The following is a 21035-nucleotide window of genomic DNA, read 5'->3' as shown; positions in this document are numbered from 1 at the left end:
AGCCAGTTATAAGATTTTCTAATATCACAACGAGTATTTGAGGCTAATCATGCAAGAGTACGCCACCCTGCGCGCCTTCGTGGCCGTTGCACGAACAGGCAGCGTGTCACGCGCCGCAGAACAGCTGCACCTGACTCAGCCGGCCATTAGCCTAAAGTTGAAGCAACTGCAGTCGAATTTAGGCCTCACGCTGTTTAGTCGCCGTCCTCAAGGCCTTGCTCTGACGCCCGACGGCCATGCACTGCTACCTGCCGCTGAAAAGGCCCTGGCCAGCGCCCTGTCGTTTGAGCAAACCGCCGGGACATTACACAGCACGCTGTGCGGCAAGCTCTCAATTGGCACCATTGTCGACCCCGAATTTCTCCGTCTAGGCGCCTTTTTGAGCCGCTTGATGGCTCGTACGCCGCAGTTAGAAACCGAACTTCACCATGGTATGAGCGGCAGCGTGCTTAATCGTATTGAACAAGGCGACTTAGATGTTGGGTTTTACCTGGCGCCGCCCGCTCAAGGCCCTGGAAAAGGCCATGAGACGCTTGCTTGGCGTGAGCTAACCCATTTTGATTATCACGTGATTGCCCCAGCAGGCTGGGAAAATCGACTCATTGATACTCGTTGGGAGCACTTAGCCACGCTGCCCTGGATTGTTACGCCACAGGATTCCGCCCACCACCGGCTGTTAAAACAGGCGCTGGCACCGAGCGGCGCAGTTCCCAACCGGGTGGCCCAAGTTGACCAGGAGGCCTGCATGCTTGACCTGGTGCGCGCAGGCGTTGGCTTAAGCCTGGCCCGGGACGCCCTGGCGATGACCGAGCGCCAGGAAAGCGGCTTGGCAGTGGCAGAGAATATTCGCCTGCCCTGCGCGTTAAGCTTTATCTGGCGTCATGAAAGCACCAACGAATCGACCGTTAACGCTGCGCTAAGTACGCTGGATGAGGTATGGCCCCATCGTCTAGGCTAAGTCATAAAAAAAGGGTTGTGACAAAGGGGCTGTAAGGAAAGGGAACACCAAGCGACTAATCAACTTCATAATGAACAGTAACTCGCCCTGCTACTGGAGTGCTTGCAATGATCCGTCTGTCCCCTCTTCGTCCATTTACGCTTGGCGTATTGGCGGCCGCTGGCCTAGCCAGCCCTTCGCTTCAAGCCCAAAGCAGTGCAGAAGCCACGTTTGCAGGCGGCTGCTTCTGGTGTATGGAACCCCCTTACGACAACCAGCCCGGTGTTAGCGCCACCATTTCCGGCTATATCGGCGGCGAACTAGAGAACCCCACCTACGAAGAAATCTCCCAGGGCGGTACTGGCCATGCTGAAGTCGTGCAAATCGAATACGACTCCGAGCAGATCAGTTACGAGCAGCTATTAGAAATCTTCTGGCGCAACATCGACCCCTTTGCGGTCGACCGTCAGTTCTGTGATGTAGGCGATCAATACCGCTCGGCGATCTTCTATCATGACGAAGCCCAGCGTGAACTGGCCGAAGCGTCCAAAGCCGAAATGGAAGCACGCTTCGACCGGGAGATCGCCACCCAAATAGTACCAGCCACCACGTTCTGGCCTGCTGAGGAGTACCACCAGAACTATTATCAAAAGAACCCTGTGCGTTATAAGTTCTACCGCTACAGCTGTGGTCGCGACGGACGCCTGGAAGAAGTGTGGGGCGAAGAAGCCGGTGGACCTTCGTTTGAGTAACAAGCGGTACACCATGAACACATTGATTGAATGTGATGGGTTGAACTGTTTGCTTTAATCACTGCCGGAAAGGTAACGCCAATGTTATGCATGGTCGTTCTTTTTGTACTACAGTGACCGTGCACCAGTAATAGACCGGTCGATTAGGCGCCCTGGAGCTAGGCGCTTTGACCCCACGTTGATCTATAGATAGGAGATCTTATGAGCAACAGTATCAAGACGATTAATCCCACCAATGGTGAAACCCTCGAATCCTATACGCTAATGAGCAGCGCGGAAGCCAAGCAGATAGTGGACGCCTGCTACGAGGCGTTTCTCGATTGGCGCCTAGAATCGCTGGAAAGCCGCGCTAAAACGGTTAAAGCCATTGGCCAAGCGATGCAAAAGCATAAAGAAGAGCTTGCCGACCTGATGGTCAATGAGATGGGTAAACTGCCTTCTCAGGCCCGCCAGGAAGTCGATCTTTGCACCGGCATCTGTGATTACACCGCTGAACATGGCCCCAAAAAGCTAGCCGACGAAGAGCGTCAGCCTGGCAATGGTGAACGCGGTTTCGTGACCTACTCACCGATGGGTGTAATCTACGGCATTCAGCCCTGGAACTTCCCCGCGTATCAGGTTGTACGTTACTCCATCGCCAATATCATGGCGGGTAACGGCGTGCTGCTAAAACACGCTGAAAACGTGACCGGTAGCGGCTTGCTGTTGGAAAAAATCTACCGCGAAGCGGGTCTTCCGGAAAACGTCTTCCGTACGCTGGTGATCTCTCACGATGTTTCTGATGAGGTGATTGCTCACTCTGCAGTGCGGGGCGTAACGCTAACGGGTAGCGATGGTGCGGGCCGCAAAGTGGCCGGCAAGGCCGCGGAGCACCTTAAAAAGACCGTGCTTGAGCTGGGCTCCAACGACGCTTACCTGGTACTCGATGACGCCGACATGGATGTGGCCATCGACACCTGCGTGCAGGGGCGCGTCTACAACGGTGGGCAAACCTGCGTTGCCGCCAAGCGTTTTGTAGTGACTGAAAAGAACTACGAAACGTTTAAACAGCGCTACGTAGAACGTATGCAGGCGCTGAAAGCAGGCGACCCAACTCAAGAAGGCAGCGACCTTGGTCCCATGGCTCGCGTTGATCTGCGCGATGGTCTCCACGACCAAGTGGAAGAGAGCGTGCGCAAAGGCGCGAAAATTCTCTGCGGTGGCGAAAAGCCATCCGGTAAGGGCGCGTTTTACCCAGTCACCGTGCTGGACAACGTCACCCCCGGCCAGCCCGCTTACGACGATGAGCTATTTGGCCCTGTCGCTGCGCTGATTCGTGCCAAAGACGACGAAGATGCCATGCGCATTGCCAACGATAGCCGTTACGGCCTGGGCGGCGGAATCATCTCTAAAGATGTGAAACGCGCTACCGAGCTTGCCAGCAAGTACTTTGATACCGGCATGGTGTTTATCAATGGCTTTGGTGTTGCGACACCGGAAATGCCTTTCGGTGGCGTTAAAAACTCCGGTTACGGTCGCGAACACGGCGGTTTCGGCATGCACGAGTTCGTCAATGCCAAGTCGGTGATTGTCGTTCAAGAGTAAGCCTGTAAGCGCTCAAAATCATGAGCGATAAGATAGAGCGCCGCTAGCTTTTTATTAAGCTAGCGGCGCTTTTTTCGTTGCGTGTTCTATTACGAGTTTAACTGTTGCCCAGAGGTTCGACGCTGCCAAAGCTTGAGCCCAATAGCAATCACCACCCAGGTCACCAACGCCGCGATAACATCATCCAAAACAATGCCAAAACCGCCATGAACATACTCTGCCAGATGAATCGGCGGCGGCTTCAGCGCATCGAAAAAGCGGTAGACAACGAATGCCAACGCCATAACCAGCGGGTGACGCGCAGCTTGCAACCCGATGACCGCCAGCGGGAACGCAAAGTACTCATCAGCGACGATGCTGCCATGATCCAAACCGTCATAGTGCCAGGCGGCGATGTGGCAAACCGGTATCGCAAGTAGCAGCAGAGCTGCCATGATAGCGCCTTGTTGACCTAGCGGGCGGCTTAACAGCCACCACGCCAGGGGGATGCCCAGCAGCGAGCCGAAGGTACCCGGCGCCATCGGCGCTAGCCCCAGGCCAAAGCCGGTAGCTAGCCAAAAATTAACCGTATCCAGCATTAACCCGCCTGCTGCGCTTGACGCTCAAGTTCGTCAGTCATCTCTTTGGGTAAGTTAAGTGCATTGCCCAACTGATCAAGCCAGGCACGCTCCATGGGGTTTTGATCATCGGTCACGGCCACGCTGATCAGGTACATTTCACGGGCCGCTTGAGGGGAGTCCGCTTCGCGGGCCAGTGCCTGGGCATCCAGCGGTGCTTTTAGCTGCTGCTCCACCCAGTTATGCATCTCTTGATCAGCACCTAGGGCGTCAATCTGTTCAGTAATCAGCGCCTGCTCCTGCTCATCAATATGGCCATCGGCCCGGGCGGCCATAATCATCGCCTGCAGCAGTTCCAGGCTGCGACGCTCTTGGTACTCGCCACTAAGCGCTTCTACCCGCTCGCCCTCTGTCGCATTCTGGGTCGTATTTTGCTGGGCATTGCCATTTTTCGCCGCCTGAGAACTCTGCCACGCTTTCCATGCCAGCACGCCCACCCCAGCAATGGCGCCGTATTTTAGTGCTTTGCCGCCCATGCTACGGCCACGTTTGGAACCCACCAGTAAACCCATGGCACCGCCACCAAGCAGGCTTTTCATATCAAAGCTACTGGAGGAGCCGCCACCTTGACCGCTGCTACTGCCACCGCCTAGCTGCTTAGAAAGCCCGCTCAGCATGCCTTTAACATCGACACCACTGCTACTGCCGCCCTTCTGGCTTCCGCCGGCTTGCTGCATCAGCTGCTGTAAAATTTTGCTTGCGTTCATCCTTGTACTCCTAAGTAGATAGTATCTTTAGGGCTCGTTTGACGATTCATTTACTTTATAAAACATTCTATATGAACCCAGCATGAACCAGGCCTTGTAAGAAAACTGCTTGCACTCGGCCATGCGGCGTTAGAGAAGTACGCCCTTTACTTCCACCGTGCTCCCGTGGCGGCTGGCACTTACGTCTATACGAACTGGCATTTGCTCTTTGAGTTCGCTGACATGGGAGATCACTCCAATCATGCGCCCGCCCATTTGCAGTTCGCTGAGCATGGCAATCGCTTGATCCAGCGCATCCTGATCCAGGCTGCCAAACCCCTCATCAATGAATAGCGTATCCAGTTGAATACCGCCAGCGTAAGCCTGCACTACATCCGAGAGCCCTAGCGCCAGCGAGAGCGCGGCCATAAAAGACTCCCCGCCGGAGAGTGTCGCTACCGAACGGTTCTTGCCGGTGTAGGTGTCGGCCACATCAAGCTCCAGACCCGACGCTCTGTTACCTTTGGAGGGATCTTCCCGACGCACCAACTGATAACGCCCGCGGCTCATGCGCACCAAACGCTCCGAAGCTTGAATCAATACGTCATCCAGCAGCACACCCAGCACAAAGCGCTGCAGGCTAATACGGTGCCCCGTACGACCATTAGCGACCTCGCTGAGCGTGCCCCACAGCTGATACTGGGCTTCGAGCTCTGCCTGCGCCCTGTGGGCAGTCGCAAGCTTTTGACGAATACCGCGCAGCGTGGTCAGCCTCCCATCCAGCCCCCGCCACGCCTCTAGCTGGGTGTTCTCTTCGACCTGGGCCGCCTCGGTTAGGCTGGTCAACGCGGCCATATTCGGCGGCGTTTTTTCCGCAAGCTGAGTTTGGTAGTTCTCCAGCGCGCCTTCAAGCTCGGCCAGGCGGCGTTGGTACGCCTCTACTTGGCGAGTCAACTCTTGCCGCTGGGTATCATCCAACTGCGCAGCCTGAAACGCTGCTTCATCTTCAAAGGGGCTGGCCTGCAGGGCGGCTTGCCACTCAGCTTGCACCTGCTGAAGCGTCTGCTCGCTACGTTCGATTCGCTCGTTCGCACCGCGTAGCTGCTCTTCCGCCCGCGCCAGTTGGGTTTGGCTGGTCGAGAGCATCTGCTGGGCGCTCTCCCAGGCTTTTTCGAGCTGTGCGATCTGGTGTTCAAGCTCAGTGAGGGTTCGGCGCATTGCCTCAGGGTCGCGGGCATCTTCCGGCAGCGATTGGCTCAGTTGATCGCGCTGACTCTCTAGGCGCAACGCGTCCTCTTTTGCCTTCTCCACCGCGGGCCGTTGGGTTTTAAGCTGCTTATCCAGCGCGCCCCACTCGCGGCGCAGCGCTTCGCGAGCAACGGTTTGCTGGCTAATCTCACGTTCAACGCTTTCCCGGCGCTGCACTTGGCGGCGCAAGCCTTCGCAGGCATTTTGCAGTTCAAGCAGCGGTTGGCTAGCCCACTCGCCCAGCTGTTGGGTAAGCCGCTGGGCCTGCTCTGTATTGTAGTTAATCTGCTGAGTGAGCTGATGATGGTAACGCTCGGCGCTCTGTTGTGCTTGACGAGCCTGCTCTTGCGCCGCCCTGGCTTCTTCAACCTGCGCTTGGCTGACCACGTCGGCACTGTTAACCGCTGGGGCTGGATGCTCCAGGCTGCCGCACACCGGGCAAGGGACATCCTGTTCAAGGGTGAGCGCTAACAGCGCGGCCTGCCCCTGGTGCCAACGCATCTCCTGCTCAGTGGCGTGGCGTTGCGCTCGTTCTGCTTCGCTTTGCTGGCGGTTGAGTGCCTCCGTCGCCTGCTGCTGTTGGCTGGTTAACTCATGCGCTTGCCGGGTGAGTTCATCCAGCTCTTGGCGCTGGGTCAGCAGGTCGTTATGTCGGCTGAGCTCAGCGGGGGCGCTGGCCAGTTGCTGAAACTCTGTCTGTAAGCGTTCCAGGTTAACGCTAATCGCTTCGCCCTGCTGGCGAATGTTATCTAGCTGCGCCTCATCACGCTTGAGCGCACTATCGGCTTGTTGCCAGGTGGCCTGCGCCGTTTTAAAACGCGCCTGCAACTCGCTTAACTGCTGGCTTTTATGAATAAATTCGCCCAATTGGCGATGCCGTTCACGGAGCGCGGGGAGCTCTGCCTGACGCTGGCGTGCCACTTCTGACGCCTGCTGCGCCTGTTCGGCGTTAGTACGTTGAGTGGCTAATTCGGCTTGCGCCTGTCGCTGATCGGCCTGGGCGGTGATCAACGCCTGCAGCGCTTGGTCTAAGGCAGCTCTCTGTGGGCGCAGCGCCTGGGCGTGGGTGCTTTGCGCTAAGCGCTCCTTAGTGCTTTCTATCTGTGTGTGCTGCTCAAGATGACGGGCTTTATCCGCCGCCAGCCGATCGCGGGCCTCAAATTGACGCTGCAGCGCCAGCGCCTCATCGCGCTGCTTTTCGGCGCTACGGCGCTGCTGCTGCGCGGTTTCAAAACGTTGCCGCGCTTGGTCTACCTGGGGTGTCAGCGCTTCAAGCTCTTGCGCTAACGCGGCTTCGCTCTCAAGCTCCCCCCCGGCGAGGATGCCGCTGATATGCTGGCGATGATCACTCACTGCCCGCTCGATTTGATTGGCCTGGGTGCGCAGGCGCTCTTCGATGCGCTGAAAAATCTGGGTTTGAAACAGCTGGGAAAAAATCACTTCACGCTCTTTGGAGCCTGCCAGCAGCAATTCGCGGAACTTGCCCTGGGGTAGCACCATCACCTGACGAAACTGGTTGGCATCCAGGCCGATCAGGGTTTGCAACTCCGCGGTGGCATCATTGACCTTGCGTGCTACCAGGCAGGATTCCACTTCACCCTCTGCCTTTAATCGCCACAGCTGGGCTTCTGCATTATGGGTGGTCGTGCCTTCGCCGCGCGCCTTGGGACGCTCCTGCTGGGGCACGCGGCGAACCCGGTAATCCACGCCGCGCAGGCGAAAATCCAGCGTCACTTCCGTTAGCAGCGAAGCGTCAGCCTGGTCGCAACGCATCTGCGCCGGATCGCGTTCATTGCCCGCGGTTTGGCCGTAAAGCGCAAAACAGATGGCATCAAGAATCGAGCTTTTACCGGCGCCGGTAGGGCCATTAATCAAAAACAGTGGGCTTCTTCCCAGCGCGGTGAAGTCGATGGTCTCACTGCCCGCAAAGGGCCCGAACGCCTGCATGGTAAGGGTTAGAGGTGTCATCCCTGAGCCTCTTCGTCACGACTAAGCTCGCCTATCAGTTCGCTTATCGCCTCGGCTTGTTGGTCGGTCATGGGCTCACCGCTGGTTTGGGCGAAAAAGTCACTGAACATATCCAGTGCGCTGAACTTCAGCCGCTCACGGTCAAGCTGCTGATTACCCTGGGCATCCAGCATGCCGGGCTTCTCGAGATGCAGCACGTTAGGATACACCTCACGCAACTTGCCCATGGGGTCGAGAATGGCGTGGCGATCGGTTAACCGCACCAGCAGGTAGTCGTCGGCATTGGCGTCTGTTCGCCCCTGGGCAATCAACGCATCGATCTCGCCCTCTAATACGCGAACTTCACGACTGGGTATAAGGGGTATCTGCTCGATCTTGGTGACGCCGCTCGCATCAAGATCCACCAGCGTCACGCCTTTACGCTGGCTGGCTTCGGAAAAGCTATATTTGAGCAGCGAGCCGCTGTAACGAATATGCTCGCCGCCGCGGTACTGGGGGCCGTGAAGGTGGCCAAGCGCCACATAGTCAAAGCCTTGCATAGGCTCCCAGGCGACGCTTTCGGCACCGCCCAGGGTCAGCGGGCGTTCAGAGTCCGAGGCGCTGCCGCCATCCACAAAGCAGTGGCTCATCAATATGCACGGGCGTGTCGGGTGACGCTGCTCTTCGATGCGCTCAACCAAATAGCGGTGGGCGCCGTCAAAATCGCGCACCTCCACGTTAAACTGGCTGCGAACATGTTCGGGGTCGGCGTAGGGAATGCCGAACACATCCATCTCAGCGCCCTTAATCGTCAGCGTTACAGGTGTGTCAAAATCAGCTAAGTCGGAAAGAATATGCAGACCGGCCTGACGCAGGTGGCGCGCGCCGAAACGAAGCCGCTCAGCACCATCGTGGTTACCTGAAATCATGATCACCGGCAGCTTGCGCTCCTCGCAGAGCGCGTGGAGCACCTCATCCAGCAGCGTTACCGCCGCCGCAGGCGGCACCGAACGGTCGTAGATATCGCCCGCAATCAGCACCGCATCGACGTTTTCCCGGTCGACAATCTCGATAAGCTGGTCGAGCACATAGCGCTGATCATCTAGCAACGACAGGTTGTGGAACAGCCGCCCCAGGTGCCAATCGGCGGTGTGAAGTAGACGCATAACAGGCTCAGCAAAAAATAGTGTAGCGGCATGATAACAACCCGATACTCAATCTACCCACAAAACTCCTCTCCTACATAAACGACCGACAAAAAGCCCCGCTCAATGGCGGGGCTAATCGTTTCTCTAAAGGCTCTAGGCTCAACCAGCGCTAGCGACGGAAGGCGTCTGGATAGCTGGTGAGATCAACTCCCCACATGACCGGCAGTAGGAAGTAAACCGCCGCCACAATCAGCAGCATGGCGATGATGTTGATCCAGAAGCCGGTGCGCACCATCTCGATAATTTTCAGTTTGCCAGTGGCGAAGATGATGGCGTTGGGCGGCGTACCAACAGGTAGCATAAAGGCACAGTTGGCAGCCATGGCGGCGGGCACCATCAGCACGAAGGGGTGGATATCCAGCGCCAGCGCCAGCGACGCCAACACCGGCAGAATCATGGTGGCCGTGGCGGTATTCGAGGTGATTTCGGTCAAGAACAGCACCATGCCGGTCGCCAGCAGGATGACCAGCAAGAAGTTGGCGCCTTCCAGCACGCTCATTTGCCCACCGATCCACTCCGCCAGGCCGGAAGAGCCGAAGCCTGCGGCAATCGCCAAACCGCCCCCGAACAACAGCAGAATGCCCCAGGGTACGTCTTTCGCCACGTCCCAACCCAGCAGGCAGCCACCTTTGTTTTTTGAGGGAATCAAAAACAGCAGCAGCGCAGCGACAATCGCGATCATGGTGTCATTGATGCCGGGGATATTGATGATCTGCCCCTGCCACAAGAACGAGCGGGTGATCCACATAAAGGCAGCGAACAAAAACACCACTAGCACCGCTTTCTCTTCGAAGCTGGTGTTACCCAGCGCCGCTTTTTCTTTGTTAATCAGCTCTCGGCCACCTGGTAGGTGACTAAAGTCAATGCGGAAAAACACCCGCGTAAGTAGCAGCCAGGTGATAAAAAGCAGTACACACACAATGGGAAATGCAAACATGAGCCAACCGGCAAAGGAGATCTCGATGCCAAACAGCTGATTTACAATTGCGGCGAGTATGATATTCGGTGGGGTTCCAATGAGCGTGCCCAGCCCCCCAATGGTACCGCCATAACCGATACCAAAAATCAGCGCTTTGCTGAACTTATCGATTTCAGCACTGTGATCGCCGTCACTTTTCGCCAGCTCTTGGCTCACCTGATACACGATAGCGGTACCGATCGGCAGCATCATCATGACCGATGCGGTGTTGGAGACCCACATGGACAAAAAGCCCGTCGCGGCCATAAAACCAAACACGATGCTATTAATACTGGTGCCCAACACGGCAATAATCGACAGCGCGATACGCTTGTGAAGATCCCATCGCTCCATTGCCAGCGCGATCATAAAACCGCCCAGAAACAGGAAAATAATCGGGTTACCGTAGGCGGCCGTGACGGTATTGCCATCCAACGCGCCGGTAATCGGTAAAAGCACAATGGGTAGCAACGAGGTCGCGGGAATAGGAATAGCTTCGGTGATCCACCATACGGCCACCCACAGAGTGGTAGCGAGCACCATACGCCCTTCAAAGCTTAAGTCTTCAGGGTGAAAAAACATCACCACAAAAGCGAACAGCAGCGGACCAAGCAACAGGCCAATCTTCTGCGGCGTGGTGTAGGCAGGCGGCTTAGGTTGAGGGGAAGGATTACGCTTGGTATTCGAAGCCGCGGCGTTGGCGGCCCCGCCCGTAGGTAGCGCGCACATCAATAGTTTTTTGGCTTGGTAGTGGGAGTGCCATAGCTGATCCCATACCGTCATCAGGGCAGTTTTATGCATACAATTTGCGCCACTTACGGTCAGAGTGAAAAGAACAAATCGAGGATCAACATTCCGATATATATGCCGCACGATGGGCGACACGGAACCTCCTTTGGCGCCCTTTATTAACTGCAATAGGCAATTAGTCCAGTGATTTGCCATTAATTACAACCAAAGTCTAACAACTTTAGTTTAACTATGCGCAAATACTAACAGTGACATAAGCGCAATGTGCGCTAGCGCACGGACGAAATCTCACATCACGACCATTGTTCTGGTAAGGAAGCATCGTTGGTGCACCGAGGTGCATTCTCACCAGGATGGAATCTGTGAAACAACTTCTCCGTTTTGTGCGTCCGCACCCTACGTTTGCAGCGCCGTGGAACTCGACTAGCCCCGTCAGGGAAGAGCTCTTCAGCGCAGAGCGACTTGAACAGCACGCAGGAAGCTTGGCGCTTAACCAAGCAGTGACCAGCACGCCACTCAAAGTAGTATCGTTAACACGACGGCTCAACGATAACGCGCGCGCCCTGCTGGACGTTTACCGCGCCAGCGCCACAGCGCTGGCAGGTGGGCGAGAAATTGTGCCCGCTGCCGCCTGGCTGCTCGATAATTACCACCTAATTGAAGCGCAAATTCGTGAAATACGCAGCGACCTTCCCCCCGGTTATTACCGCCGGCTACCGAAGTTAGCCAACGGGCCTTTTGCAGGCTACCCGCGGGTATTCGGTATTGCCTGGGCCTTTGTGGCGCACACCGACAGCCATATCGACCAGGATAATTTGCAGAACTTTATCACCGCGTATCAACGCGTTCAGCCACTGACCATTGGCGAACTATGGGCAGTGGCAATCACGCTTCGCATTGTGCTGATCGAGAACCTGCGCCGACTTGCCGACCAAATTATCAGCGAACAAACCGCAAGGGACGAAGCCGATGCATTGGCCGCTAAATGGCTAACGCCCACGGATCGGCAAACCTCCCAGGAACGTCATACCTTTCACTTGGAAACCAGCACGCTCAATATTCATAAAGGGCCATTAGCAGAGCCCTTCACCGCTCAGCTCGCTAAGCGGCTACGCGGCTTAGACCCCCGCTGCAGCCCGCTGGTAGGTTGGCTAAACGAGCAACTTAGCCAGCAGGGTGAAAGCATTGACGACATGGTTCAGCACGCTCAGCAGCGCCAAGGCGCCGCCAACGTAACCGTGCGCAATATCATCACCAGCATGCGCTTCGTTTCCAGCATCGACTGGGCGGAGCTGTTTGAGAACGTTAGTTTAGTGGATAGCCGGTTACGCCAGCAAAGCCACTTCAGCCAGCTCGATTTCCCCACCCGCAATCAGTATCGCAGCGCCATAGAACAACTCGCCCGTGGCTCTCGTTTCAGCGAGTTTGAGGTAGTCGAAGCGGCGCTCTCACTCTCCCAGCAGGCAGGGGACGCCACCAGCGACCCGGCCGAAGCTGCACGCCGGGGAGACCCTGGCTACTTCTTGGTGGGCTCAGGGCGGATAACCCTTGAGCGGCAGATACGATTTACCCCCTCCTCACGCCAATGGCTGCGCCGGACACTCATTCACCACGGCATTCGCAGCTATATCGTACTGATGGCCGTGGTGACATTGGGCCTGATGACGCTGGCCGGTGGACTGCTGCTTTCGTTACCGCTGGCGATGGGTGATGTACCGTTACCCTGGCTTATGCTGCTAGGGGCGTTCGGTTTCCTGCCCATTATGGAAGTCGCGACGCTGATCGTGAACCGCCTGATTATCTACTCTATCGACGCTCAACCGCTGCCTGGGCTCGACCTTGCCAAAGGCATTCCGCCACAGTTAAGAACCCTTGTGGCGGTGCCTACGCTGCTGACCAGCGAAGAAGATCTGCGCGAACAGATTGAGCGTCTTGAAGTGCACCACTTGTCCAGCGGTGAGGGGGCGCTTGGCTATGCGCTGCTGCTTGACGGCGTGGATGCCCCCCAAGCGGAACTCCCCCATGAGGCCGCGCTGTTAACGGCTGCCCAAGCAGCGGTGGAGCAGTTAAATAAGCGTTATTGTCCTCTCGCCCTGGATAGCGATAAACGCTTCTTTTTGCTTCATCGGCGGCGGGTATTTAACGCAAGCGAGAATACCTGGATGGGGTGGGAGCGTAAGCGAGGCAAGCTACACGAGCTAAACCGCCTACTACGTGGCGCCACGGACACCACCTTTATCGAGCCGCCGCCACTGCCCAGTGACGTGCGCTACGTCATCACTCTAGATGCCGACACTCGCCTGCCTCGGGGCGCAGCCAGCCGGTTGATCGGTAAAATGGCGCATCCGTTAAACCAGCCACGAATGGATCAACAGTTACGCCGGGTCGTGGAGGGGTATGCAATATTGCAGCCTCGAGTGACGCCGTCGCTGCCCACAGGGGGCGAAGGTTCTATCTACCAGCGGCTATTCTCCGCGCCTGGGGGCATCGACCCTTACGCCGCCGCTATTTCAGATCTCTATCAGGATCTGGTCGGTGAAGGCTCGTTCGCCGGTAAAGGTATTTACGCGATCGATGCCTTTGAAGCCTCGCTGGCTGGCCGGGTGCCCGACAATAGCCTGCTCAGCCACGATTTGTTCGAAGGTGTATTTGCCCGTGCGGGACTCGCCTCCGATATCGAAGTGATTGAAGACTTCCCGGCCCGCTATGATGTAGCCGCCAAGCGCCAGCACCGCTGGACACGCGGTGATTGGCAACTGCTCCCTTGGCTAATCGCCTCGGCGCTGCCGCTCACTGGGCGAATGAAAATGCTCGGCAACCTGCGCCGCTCGGTAACGCCACTATTAGTGTTGGCAAGCCTTGCGGTTAGCTGGCAGTTGCCGCTGAGCATGGCTATTACCAGTACACTGCTACTACTGGCCGTTGTCGGGGCACCGGTGTTGCTCTCCCTAACGGCCTCATTCGTTCCCTTCCGGGCGTGGTCTAGACTACGCCACCACTACCACCTTTGGTTTGACGAGCTAAAGCTGGGTAGCGCACAAATGCTGCTACTGATCCTGTTTTTACCTGACCAAGCATGGCGCATGCTGGATGCCATCGCCAGAACGCTCGCCCGCGTACTGGTCACCCACCGGCGTCTACTGGAGTGGACATCTGCCGCCCAGTCGATGAAAAGCCCGCCGCTGACCGTACTGGGATTCTATCAGCGCATGGCCCCAGGCACCGCACTGGGGCTAGCGGTGGTGATCAGTGCACTCTGGACAGCCAGCCACACATGGCCAATCACACTTCCCATGGCACTGCTTTGGTTGGCGGCACCAGCAGTGGCTTCTTGGTTAAGCAGCAGCACAAGCGCCGTTGTCCAACCCACCATCTCAGAAGAAGAAGCCCTTGAGCTACGGGTTATTGCTCGGCGAACCTGGCGCTTTTTCGAAACCTTCGTGACTGCCACCGATAACCGCTTACCGCCGGATAACTTTCAGGAGGATCCTCAGCCCGCCCTCGCCCAGCGCACCTCGCCGACCAATATGGGGCTCTATCTACTCTCCACCCTGGCGGCACGGGATTTCGGCTGGACAGGTACCCATGAGACGCTTGAGCGACTCGAAGCCACCCTGGGCGTGATGCTGGGACTACCCCGCTACCGGGGGCACTTCTATAACTGGTACGCCACCCACGACCTGCGCCCGCTTAACCCCCGGTATGTGTCAACGGTGGATAGCGGCAACCTTGCAGGGCACCTTATCGCTATCGCCAATGCCTGCGAAACCTGGCAGACGGCAGGCTATCTAGCTGACCCACGCGAAGGCATTGCCGACACCCTAAACCTGGCCCGTCAGACACTTAAACAAGCATCCACTTTGTCGAAAGAGTTCACGGCTCAGCTTAGCGTGCAGTTGGAGGCCATAGACGCTCAGTTGAAAGGCAAAGTGATGTCGACGGGATGCTTGGCAACTATCGCCGCATTGACGGATAGTACGTTAACGCTTTCGCGCACTCCTCTCAGCGAGCATAACGACCCATACAGCGAAGACCTGCTGTTTTGGTTGCAAGCACTGCACGCCTCAGTGGCGCAACACCGCCATGACAGGGAATCCCAGCCAAACCTTGAAGAGGGTGCACTCGCCCTACGCCTGCAGCAGCTTGCGGACTCGGCGCGACGCCTGGCACTGGGCATGGATTTCGCCTTTCTACTCGATAGCGAGCGTCAACTGCTGTCGATTGGTTATTCGCTGGATGACAACTGCCTGGATACCAGCTGCTACGACCTGCTGGCCTCTGAGGCGCGCCTGGCTAGCCTGTTTGCAATTGCCAAAGGCGATATTCCCACCCGCCACTGGTTCAAACTCGGCCGTGCTGCCACCCCGGTCACCTTTGGCTCGGCATTGATCTCCTGGTCGGGATCGATGTTTGAATACCTGATGCCCTCGCTGGTGATGCGCGCCCCTGGGGGCAGCCTGCTGGAGCAAACCAACCGGCTAGTGGTAAAGCGTCAAGAGACCTACGCTGCCCAGCTCTCCGCCCCTTGGGGTATTTCCGAATCCGCTTATAATGCCCGTGATCGGGAGTTCACCTATCAATACTCTAATTTTGGGGTGCCGGGGCTGGGGCTCAAGCGAGGGCTCTCTGCTGATCTGGTGATCGCACCCTACGCCACCGGATTAGCCGCCATGGTTGACCCCAACGGCGCCTGTCGTAATTTCAAACGCTTGGCGGAGATGGGTGCAGTAGGCCGCTATGGCTTCTATGAAGCACTCGATTTCACTCGCTCGCGGCTACCCGCAGGTGAGAAAGTGGTGATTGTGCGCAGCTTTATGGCCCACCATCAGGGCATGACCATCGCGGCTATTGCTAACACCCTGCATCACGGCCAGATGCGCGCTCGCTTTCACCGCGAACCGATGATTCAAGCCAGCGAACTGCTGCTTCAAGAGCGGGTTCCGCGTAACGTGGCGATTGCCCACCCCCGCGCTGAAGAGGTGAAGTCAAACGCGAGCCAAATGATTAACGAAGCACAAACTATTCGCCGTGCTTCAACAACAGCCAGTGGCGCACCCGTTACCCATTTACTCTCCAACGGCTGCTACTCGGTGATGCTAACGGCCACCGGCGGTGGTTACAGCAGATGGCGCAACGTAGCCATTAGCCGCTGGCAGCCGGATGCCACCCGCGACCACTTAGGCAGCTTTATTTTTCTGCGCGATGCCAAGCACCCCGGCGTGTGGACAGCCACAGGGCAAACGGCGGCGCACCCGGCCGGCGCTAACGATGAACATAGCCATGCGATATTTGCCGAGGATTATGCTCGCTACAGCCATCGTCATGACGACATCACCAGCCACATGGAGGTGCTGGTTTCAGGCGAGGACGACAGCGAAGTTCGCCACCTTTCGCTCACCAACAGCGGTCGTCACGCCCGGGACATCACGATCACCTCCTATCTAGAATTAGTCTTGACCGCTCCCAGTACCGACAATGCACACCCCGCTTTCGCCAAAATGTTTGTGGTGACCGAGTACCTTGAAGCCTTCAACGCCTTGATCGCCACAAGGCGGCGGCGCTCACCCGATGAAGAGCAGGTGTGGGCGGCTCACTTTGCGGTGGTAGAGGGCGACACCGTGGGCGAGCTGGAGTTCGAGACTGACCGGGCCCGGTTTTTAGGCCGCGGCCGAAGTACGCTGCATGCCTCAGCGCTGGCAGAGGGCCAGCACCTTTCAAGCAGTGTTGGTAGCGTACTGGATCCTATTTTTGCACTGCGCTACTGCCTGCGCGTAGTCCCCGGCAAAGCGGCCCGAATCGCTTACTGGACTGTGGTCGCCTCCTCCCGTGAGGCGCTGATGGATCTAATTGATAAACACCACGACCGCAGCGCCTTTGAGCGCGCCAAAACCCTCGCCTGGACTCAGGCACAGGTGCAGCTTCGCCATTTGGGCATTCAGCCTGAAGAAGCCGCCGACTTTCAGCGTCTTGCCGCGCCAATTCTTTACCCTGATACCCGCTTTAGAGCGCCTGCCGAAGCCATTGAGCGTGGTGCCGGGCCGCAGTCGCGACTCTGGCAACACGGCATTTCCGGTGACCTGCCGATAATTTTAATGCGCATTGATAGCATTGATGACATTGGCCAGGTACGCCAACTGCTCCGTGCCCACGAATATTGGCGCATGAAGCGGCTGGGCGTGGATGTGGTGATTATCAATGAGCGCTCCTCCTCCTATATTCAGGATCTGCAGCAGGCCATTGAAACAGCGGTGCTTAGCAGCCAAACACAACCTCGTCTTAAAAAAGATTTCGCTCAGGGCGCCGTGATTGCATTGCGTGCCGACCTAATAAGTCTGGAAGTACGTATGCAGCTTCAGTCGATCGCCTGCGTTGCATTAATGGCCCATCGCGGCAGCATAGCGAATCAATTAGCCTTGACGCTGCCCACACGCCTTGCCACAACACCGCCCCAAGCGTTGGTCAAACGTCCCCTACCCAGGCACACCCCGCTCAATGCCAGCGAAACGCCACTCCCAACGCTTGAGTTTTTTAATGGCCTGGGCGGCTTTGCTCAGGATGGTCGTGAGTACGTCACGGTACTTGAGACAGGGAGCTCCACGCCCGCGCCGTGGATCAACGTGATCGCCAACTCAGGCTTCGGCTTTCAGGTATCAGCAGAAGGCGCAGGCTATGTATGGGCGGATAACAGCCGCGAAAACCAGCTCACAGCCTGGTCAAACGACCCCGTGATGGATCCAAGTGGCGATGTGATCTATGTTCGCGATGAAGAGACGATGGCGCTCTTCACCGCGACTGCCCGACCTTTGCGGGATCATGGCCGCTACATGGCACGACACGGCTTCGGCTATAGCCAGTTCGAGCACCAAGTGGATGGGATCGCTCTGGAGCTTCTGCACTTCGTGCCCCTAGAGACCCCGCTAAGGATTTCACGGCTACGCCTTAGCAATCACTCCGGGCGACCACGCAAGCTCTCGGTGACGGCTTATGCCGAGTGGGTGCTAGGGACTTCACGTAGCGGCTCGGCGCCTTTTCTGATCTCGCACCCAGACGCCGACAGCGGCGCGCTGCTGGTGGAGAATCCCTGGAATATAAATTTCCCTGGCCGGGTAGCGTTTCTGGATATCGGCACCCAACCAACTTCCTGGACGGCTGACCGCTGTGAATTTATCGGCCACGGCGGTAGCCTGGGGGCGCCCGCGGGGCTGCGCAGCCAGGCTCCGCTTTCCGGCACCCACGGTGCGGGGTTGGATCCCTGTGCCGCGCTTAACCGCAGCGTAACGCTAGGGGCAGGAGAAAGCGTCGATATCGTTGTACTGATGGGGCAAAGCAGCTCAACCGCTGAAGCCAAATCGCTGATCGCGCGGTATCGCCAGGCGGACATTGACGCGGAGCTCGCACTGGTCACTGCGCACTGGCAAACGCAGCTTAACGCGGTACAAGTGGCCACCCCTGACCGCGCCATGGACATCATGCTTAACGGCTGGCTGATGTACCAAACCATTGCCTGCCGAATCACCGCGCGCTCAGGGTTTTACCAAGCCAGCGGCGCCTATGGTTTCCGCGACCAGTTACAGGATGGCATGGCGTTAACCTTCACTAGCCCCGAAGCCACTCGCCAACACCTGCTGCGCGCCGCCTCACGCCAGTTTGTCGAAGGCGATGTCCAGCACTGGTGGCTGCCCCATTCCGGCCAAGGGGTACGTACGCGCATTTCCGATGACCGGGTATGGCTGGCCTATGCCTGCGCCCGCTATATCGCCACCTCCCACGACGCCGCCGTGCTCGACGAGCCGGTGAGTTTTCTGGAAGGTGCCGAATTAGCGCCTGAAGAGCACGACTGTTTTTTTCAGCCGATGATCGCAGGGGAAACCGCCTCGCTGTTTGAGCACTGCGCCCGAGGCTTGGATCAAAGCATTGATCTAACCGGCGAGCACGGCTTACCGTTGATCGGTGGCGGCGATTGGAACGATGGCATGAACCGCGTTGGCGAAGCGGGCGAAGGCGAAAGCGTGTGGCTTGGCTGGCTGCTGGTGCATACCCTGGAGCTGTTTCTACCCTTTGCCCAGCAGCGCGAAAAGCAAGCGCCTTCAGCGGCTAAGGACTCAACCACACTGGACTCAACCACACTGGACTCAGCCACAATGGACACTCCACGCGCCGAGCGTTGGCGCGCCCATATCACCGCGCTGCGTAGTGCGCTGGAAAGCAACGCCTGGGACGGCCAGTGGTACCGCCGGGCGACCTTTGATGACGGCAGCTGGCTGGGCAGTAAAGGGAGCGACGCCTGCCAAATTGATTCGATTGCCCAGACCTGGGCGGTACTCTCGGGGGCAGCAGACCCCCACCGCGCAGCCCTCGCCATGGCGTCACTGGAACGTGAGCTGATCAGGCCCGATGAGCAGCTTGCGCTACTGTTCTGGCCCCCCTTCGATCAGCCCCAGCGCGACCCAGGCTATATCGGCGGCTACCCGCCCGGTATGCGCGAGAACGGTGGGCAATATAGCCACGCCGCAATGTGGGCAATTCTCGCCTTTGCAAAGCTCGGCGAGGGCAGTAAAGCACATGGGCTTTTTGCGCTACTCAACCCGATCAATCATGCCCGCACCACCGAAGAGGTCGCTCGTTATCACGTAGAACCCTATGTGGTGGCTGCAGATGTCTATTCGGTTGCGCCTCATACCGGACGCGGCGGCTGGACATGGTACACAGGCTCAGCGGGCTGGATGTACCGCGCCGGAGTGGAGGGCATTATGGGCATTCGCCGAGAAGGTGGCTGGCTGGTGATTGCCCCCTGCCTTCCCCACGACTGGCCAGGTTTTAGCGCAACGCTAACCATTGCCTCCACCCACTACGCGGTTAAGGTTACCACCACCGATGAGGCACCCAGCGCGCAGCTCGATGGCCGAATACTGACCCGTCAACAAGGTGAAGTACGCATTCCGCTGGATGGCAAACAGCATCAGTTAGAGGTATTTATCAAGCCAAACACAGTCGCTGAAAAGTAACGGAGGCAGGTCGTAGCTGATAGAATACCGCCCCTTTCAGGCGCGTTAGCGGCTAAACGCCGATACGCCACCCACCTTTTACTACCTGAGAGTTGCGCAATGATCGCCACCGCCCGCACCGTTTTCCGGCCACTTATTCGGCTGGGCCTTATCCCGCAGATTTTAATCGGTATCGTTGCCGGGGTAGTGCTCGCCCTGTTTTCACCGGGCATTGCAAGCGACGTGGCCCTACTTGGCCAGCTCTTTATCGCCGCATTGCAGGCAGTGGCGCCCATTTTGGTGTTTGTACTGGTAGCCGCTGCGATCTCTGCTCATCAAAAAGGTCAACCCACCCATATTCGCCCCGTGCTGGTGCTCTATGTGGTGGGCACGCTGATCGCCGCGCTCATTGCAGTGGCAGCCAGCTTCCTGTTTCCCACGGAGCTTACGTTAGATTTGGGGCAAGTTGACGGCAACCCGCCCGGGGATATTTTTAGCGTTCTACGCGACCTGCTGCTAAACGCGGTTGCCAACCCGGTTAGTGCGCTGATGGAGGCTAACTTTATCGCTATTTTGGCCTGGGCTATCGGTTTGGGTTTAATGCTGCGCCAAGCCAGCGATACCACCCGCCAAGCATTGAGCGATTTATCCGCAGCGATCACCCGCATTGTGACACTGGTGATTCGTTTAGCGCCGCTGGGTATCTTTGGTTTAGTGGCAGGCACGCTGGCAGAATCCGGCGTTGAGTCGCTGCTCAACTACGCCCAACTGCTGGGTGTGATCGTGGGCTGTATGCTGTTTGTCGCGCTGGTTAGCAACCCGCTGCTGGTTTACTTCACCACCAGGCAAAACCCTTATCCCCTGGTGTTTACGTGCCTGCGCGGTAGTGCGATTACTGCCTTTTTCACCCGCAGTTCGGCCGCGAATATCCCCGTGAACCTGGAGCTTTGCCGCCGCCTAAAGCTCGACCCTGACACCTACTCCATTTCCATTCCGCTGGGTGCAACGATCAATATGTGTGGCGCAGCCATCACCATTACTGTCATCACTCTGGCGACCACTCATACGCTAGGCATTAGCGTCGACTTTCCCACGGCGCTGCTACTTTGCGTGGTTTCAGCGCTGGCGGCCTGCGGCGTTTCAGGCGTGGCGGGCGGTTCACTGATGCTGATTCCCATGGCCGCCAACCTGTTCGGTATTCCCACGGAAGTGGCCATGCAGGCGGTGGCGATTGGCTTTGTGATCAGCGTGGTACAGGACTCCACCGAAACTGCGCTCAATTCCTCTACCGATGTGCTGTTTACTGCAGCGGCCTGCCGCTCCAAGGAAGCGAACAACTAGCACTGCCCGGGGCATAGTGCCCC

General features: G+C 57.6%; 10 protein-coding genes. 5 read left to right on the top strand and 5 right to left on the bottom strand.

Features of this window, described 5'->3' with window-relative positions:
* Nucleotides 1-49: 49 nt before the first annotated feature.
* The 3 genes from HZS52_RS11620 (at nucleotide 50) to HZS52_RS11610 (ending at nucleotide 3273) form a co-directional block, all read left to right on the top strand.
* A complete protein-coding gene (locus HZS52_RS11620; RefSeq protein WP_190374800.1) occupies nucleotides 50-958 on the top strand; it encodes a LysR family transcriptional regulator in 909 nt (302 codons plus the stop codon).
* 107 nt (nucleotides 959-1065) lie between these two features.
* Entirely contained in the window at nucleotides 1066-1689 is a 624-nt protein-coding gene (msrA, locus tag HZS52_RS11615; protein ID WP_190374799.1) for a peptide-methionine (S)-S-oxide reductase MsrA, read from the top strand.
* Nucleotides 1690-1890: 201 nt separating this feature from the next.
* Nucleotides 1891-3273, top strand: coding sequence for an NAD-dependent succinate-semialdehyde dehydrogenase (locus HZS52_RS11610; RefSeq protein ID WP_190374798.1), 1383 nt, complete (start codon nucleotides 1891-1893; stop codon nucleotides 3271-3273).
* A gap of 89 nt (nucleotides 3274-3362) precedes the next feature.
* Here the strand turns inward: HZS52_RS11610 and HZS52_RS11605 are convergent, their stop codons facing one another.
* The 5 genes from HZS52_RS11605 to HZS52_RS11585 all read right to left on the bottom strand — a co-directional run bounded on the left by HZS52_RS11605 (nucleotide 3363) and on the right by HZS52_RS11585 (nucleotide 10738).
* Nucleotides 3363-3851 carry a phosphatidylglycerophosphatase A family protein gene (locus tag HZS52_RS11605; RefSeq protein ID WP_009288337.1) on the bottom strand — a complete coding sequence of 163 codons (489 nt, stop codon included), beginning with the start codon at nucleotides 3849-3851 and terminating at the stop codon, nucleotides 3363-3365.
* The gene (locus tag HZS52_RS11600; RefSeq protein ID WP_022522432.1) at nucleotides 3851-4597 is read right to left on the bottom strand and encodes a tellurite resistance TerB family protein; all 747 of its coding nucleotides are present in this window, start codon (nucleotides 4595-4597) and stop codon (nucleotides 3851-3853) included. Before HZS52_RS11600 ends, HZS52_RS11605 begins: the two co-directional genes overlap by 1 nt.
* A 129-nt stretch (nucleotides 4598-4726) precedes the next feature.
* Nucleotides 4727-7792 (bottom strand): AAA family ATPase, encoded by a 3066-nt coding sequence (locus HZS52_RS11595; RefSeq protein ID WP_190374797.1) that lies wholly within the window; start codon nucleotides 7790-7792, stop codon nucleotides 4727-4729.
* Nucleotides 7789-8937: an exonuclease SbcCD subunit D gene (locus tag HZS52_RS11590; RefSeq protein WP_190374796.1), complete on the bottom strand. Its 1149-nt coding sequence runs from the start codon at nucleotides 8935-8937 to the stop codon at nucleotides 7789-7791. Before HZS52_RS11590 ends, HZS52_RS11595 begins: the two co-directional genes overlap by 4 nt.
* Before the next feature lie 151 nt (nucleotides 8938-9088).
* On the bottom strand, nucleotides 9089-10738 hold the full coding sequence (locus tag HZS52_RS11585; protein WP_223828118.1) for a DASS family sodium-coupled anion symporter: 1650 nt from the start codon (nucleotides 10736-10738) through the stop codon (nucleotides 9089-9091).
* A 302-nt stretch (nucleotides 10739-11040) separates the two neighbouring features.
* On the opposite strand from HZS52_RS11585, the gene HZS52_RS11580 reads away from it, so the two are divergent.
* On the top strand, nucleotides 11041-19692 hold the full coding sequence (locus tag HZS52_RS11580; protein ID WP_190374795.1) for a glycoside hydrolase family 94 protein: 8652 nt from the start codon (nucleotides 11041-11043) through the stop codon (nucleotides 19690-19692).
* Between the two features lie 99 nt (nucleotides 19693-19791).
* Nucleotides 19792-21012 carry a serine/threonine transporter SstT gene (gene sstT / locus HZS52_RS11575; RefSeq protein ID WP_009288341.1) on the top strand — a complete coding sequence of 407 codons (1221 nt, stop codon included), beginning with the start codon at nucleotides 19792-19794 and terminating at the stop codon, nucleotides 21010-21012.
* Nucleotides 21013-21035: the final 23 nt, after the last annotated feature.

This window comes from Vreelandella titanicae, assembly GCF_014697095.1.
GTDB lineage: Bacteria > Pseudomonadota > Gammaproteobacteria > Pseudomonadales > Halomonadaceae > Vreelandella > Vreelandella titanicae.
This window is presented reverse-complemented; position numbering and strand designations above follow the sequence as displayed.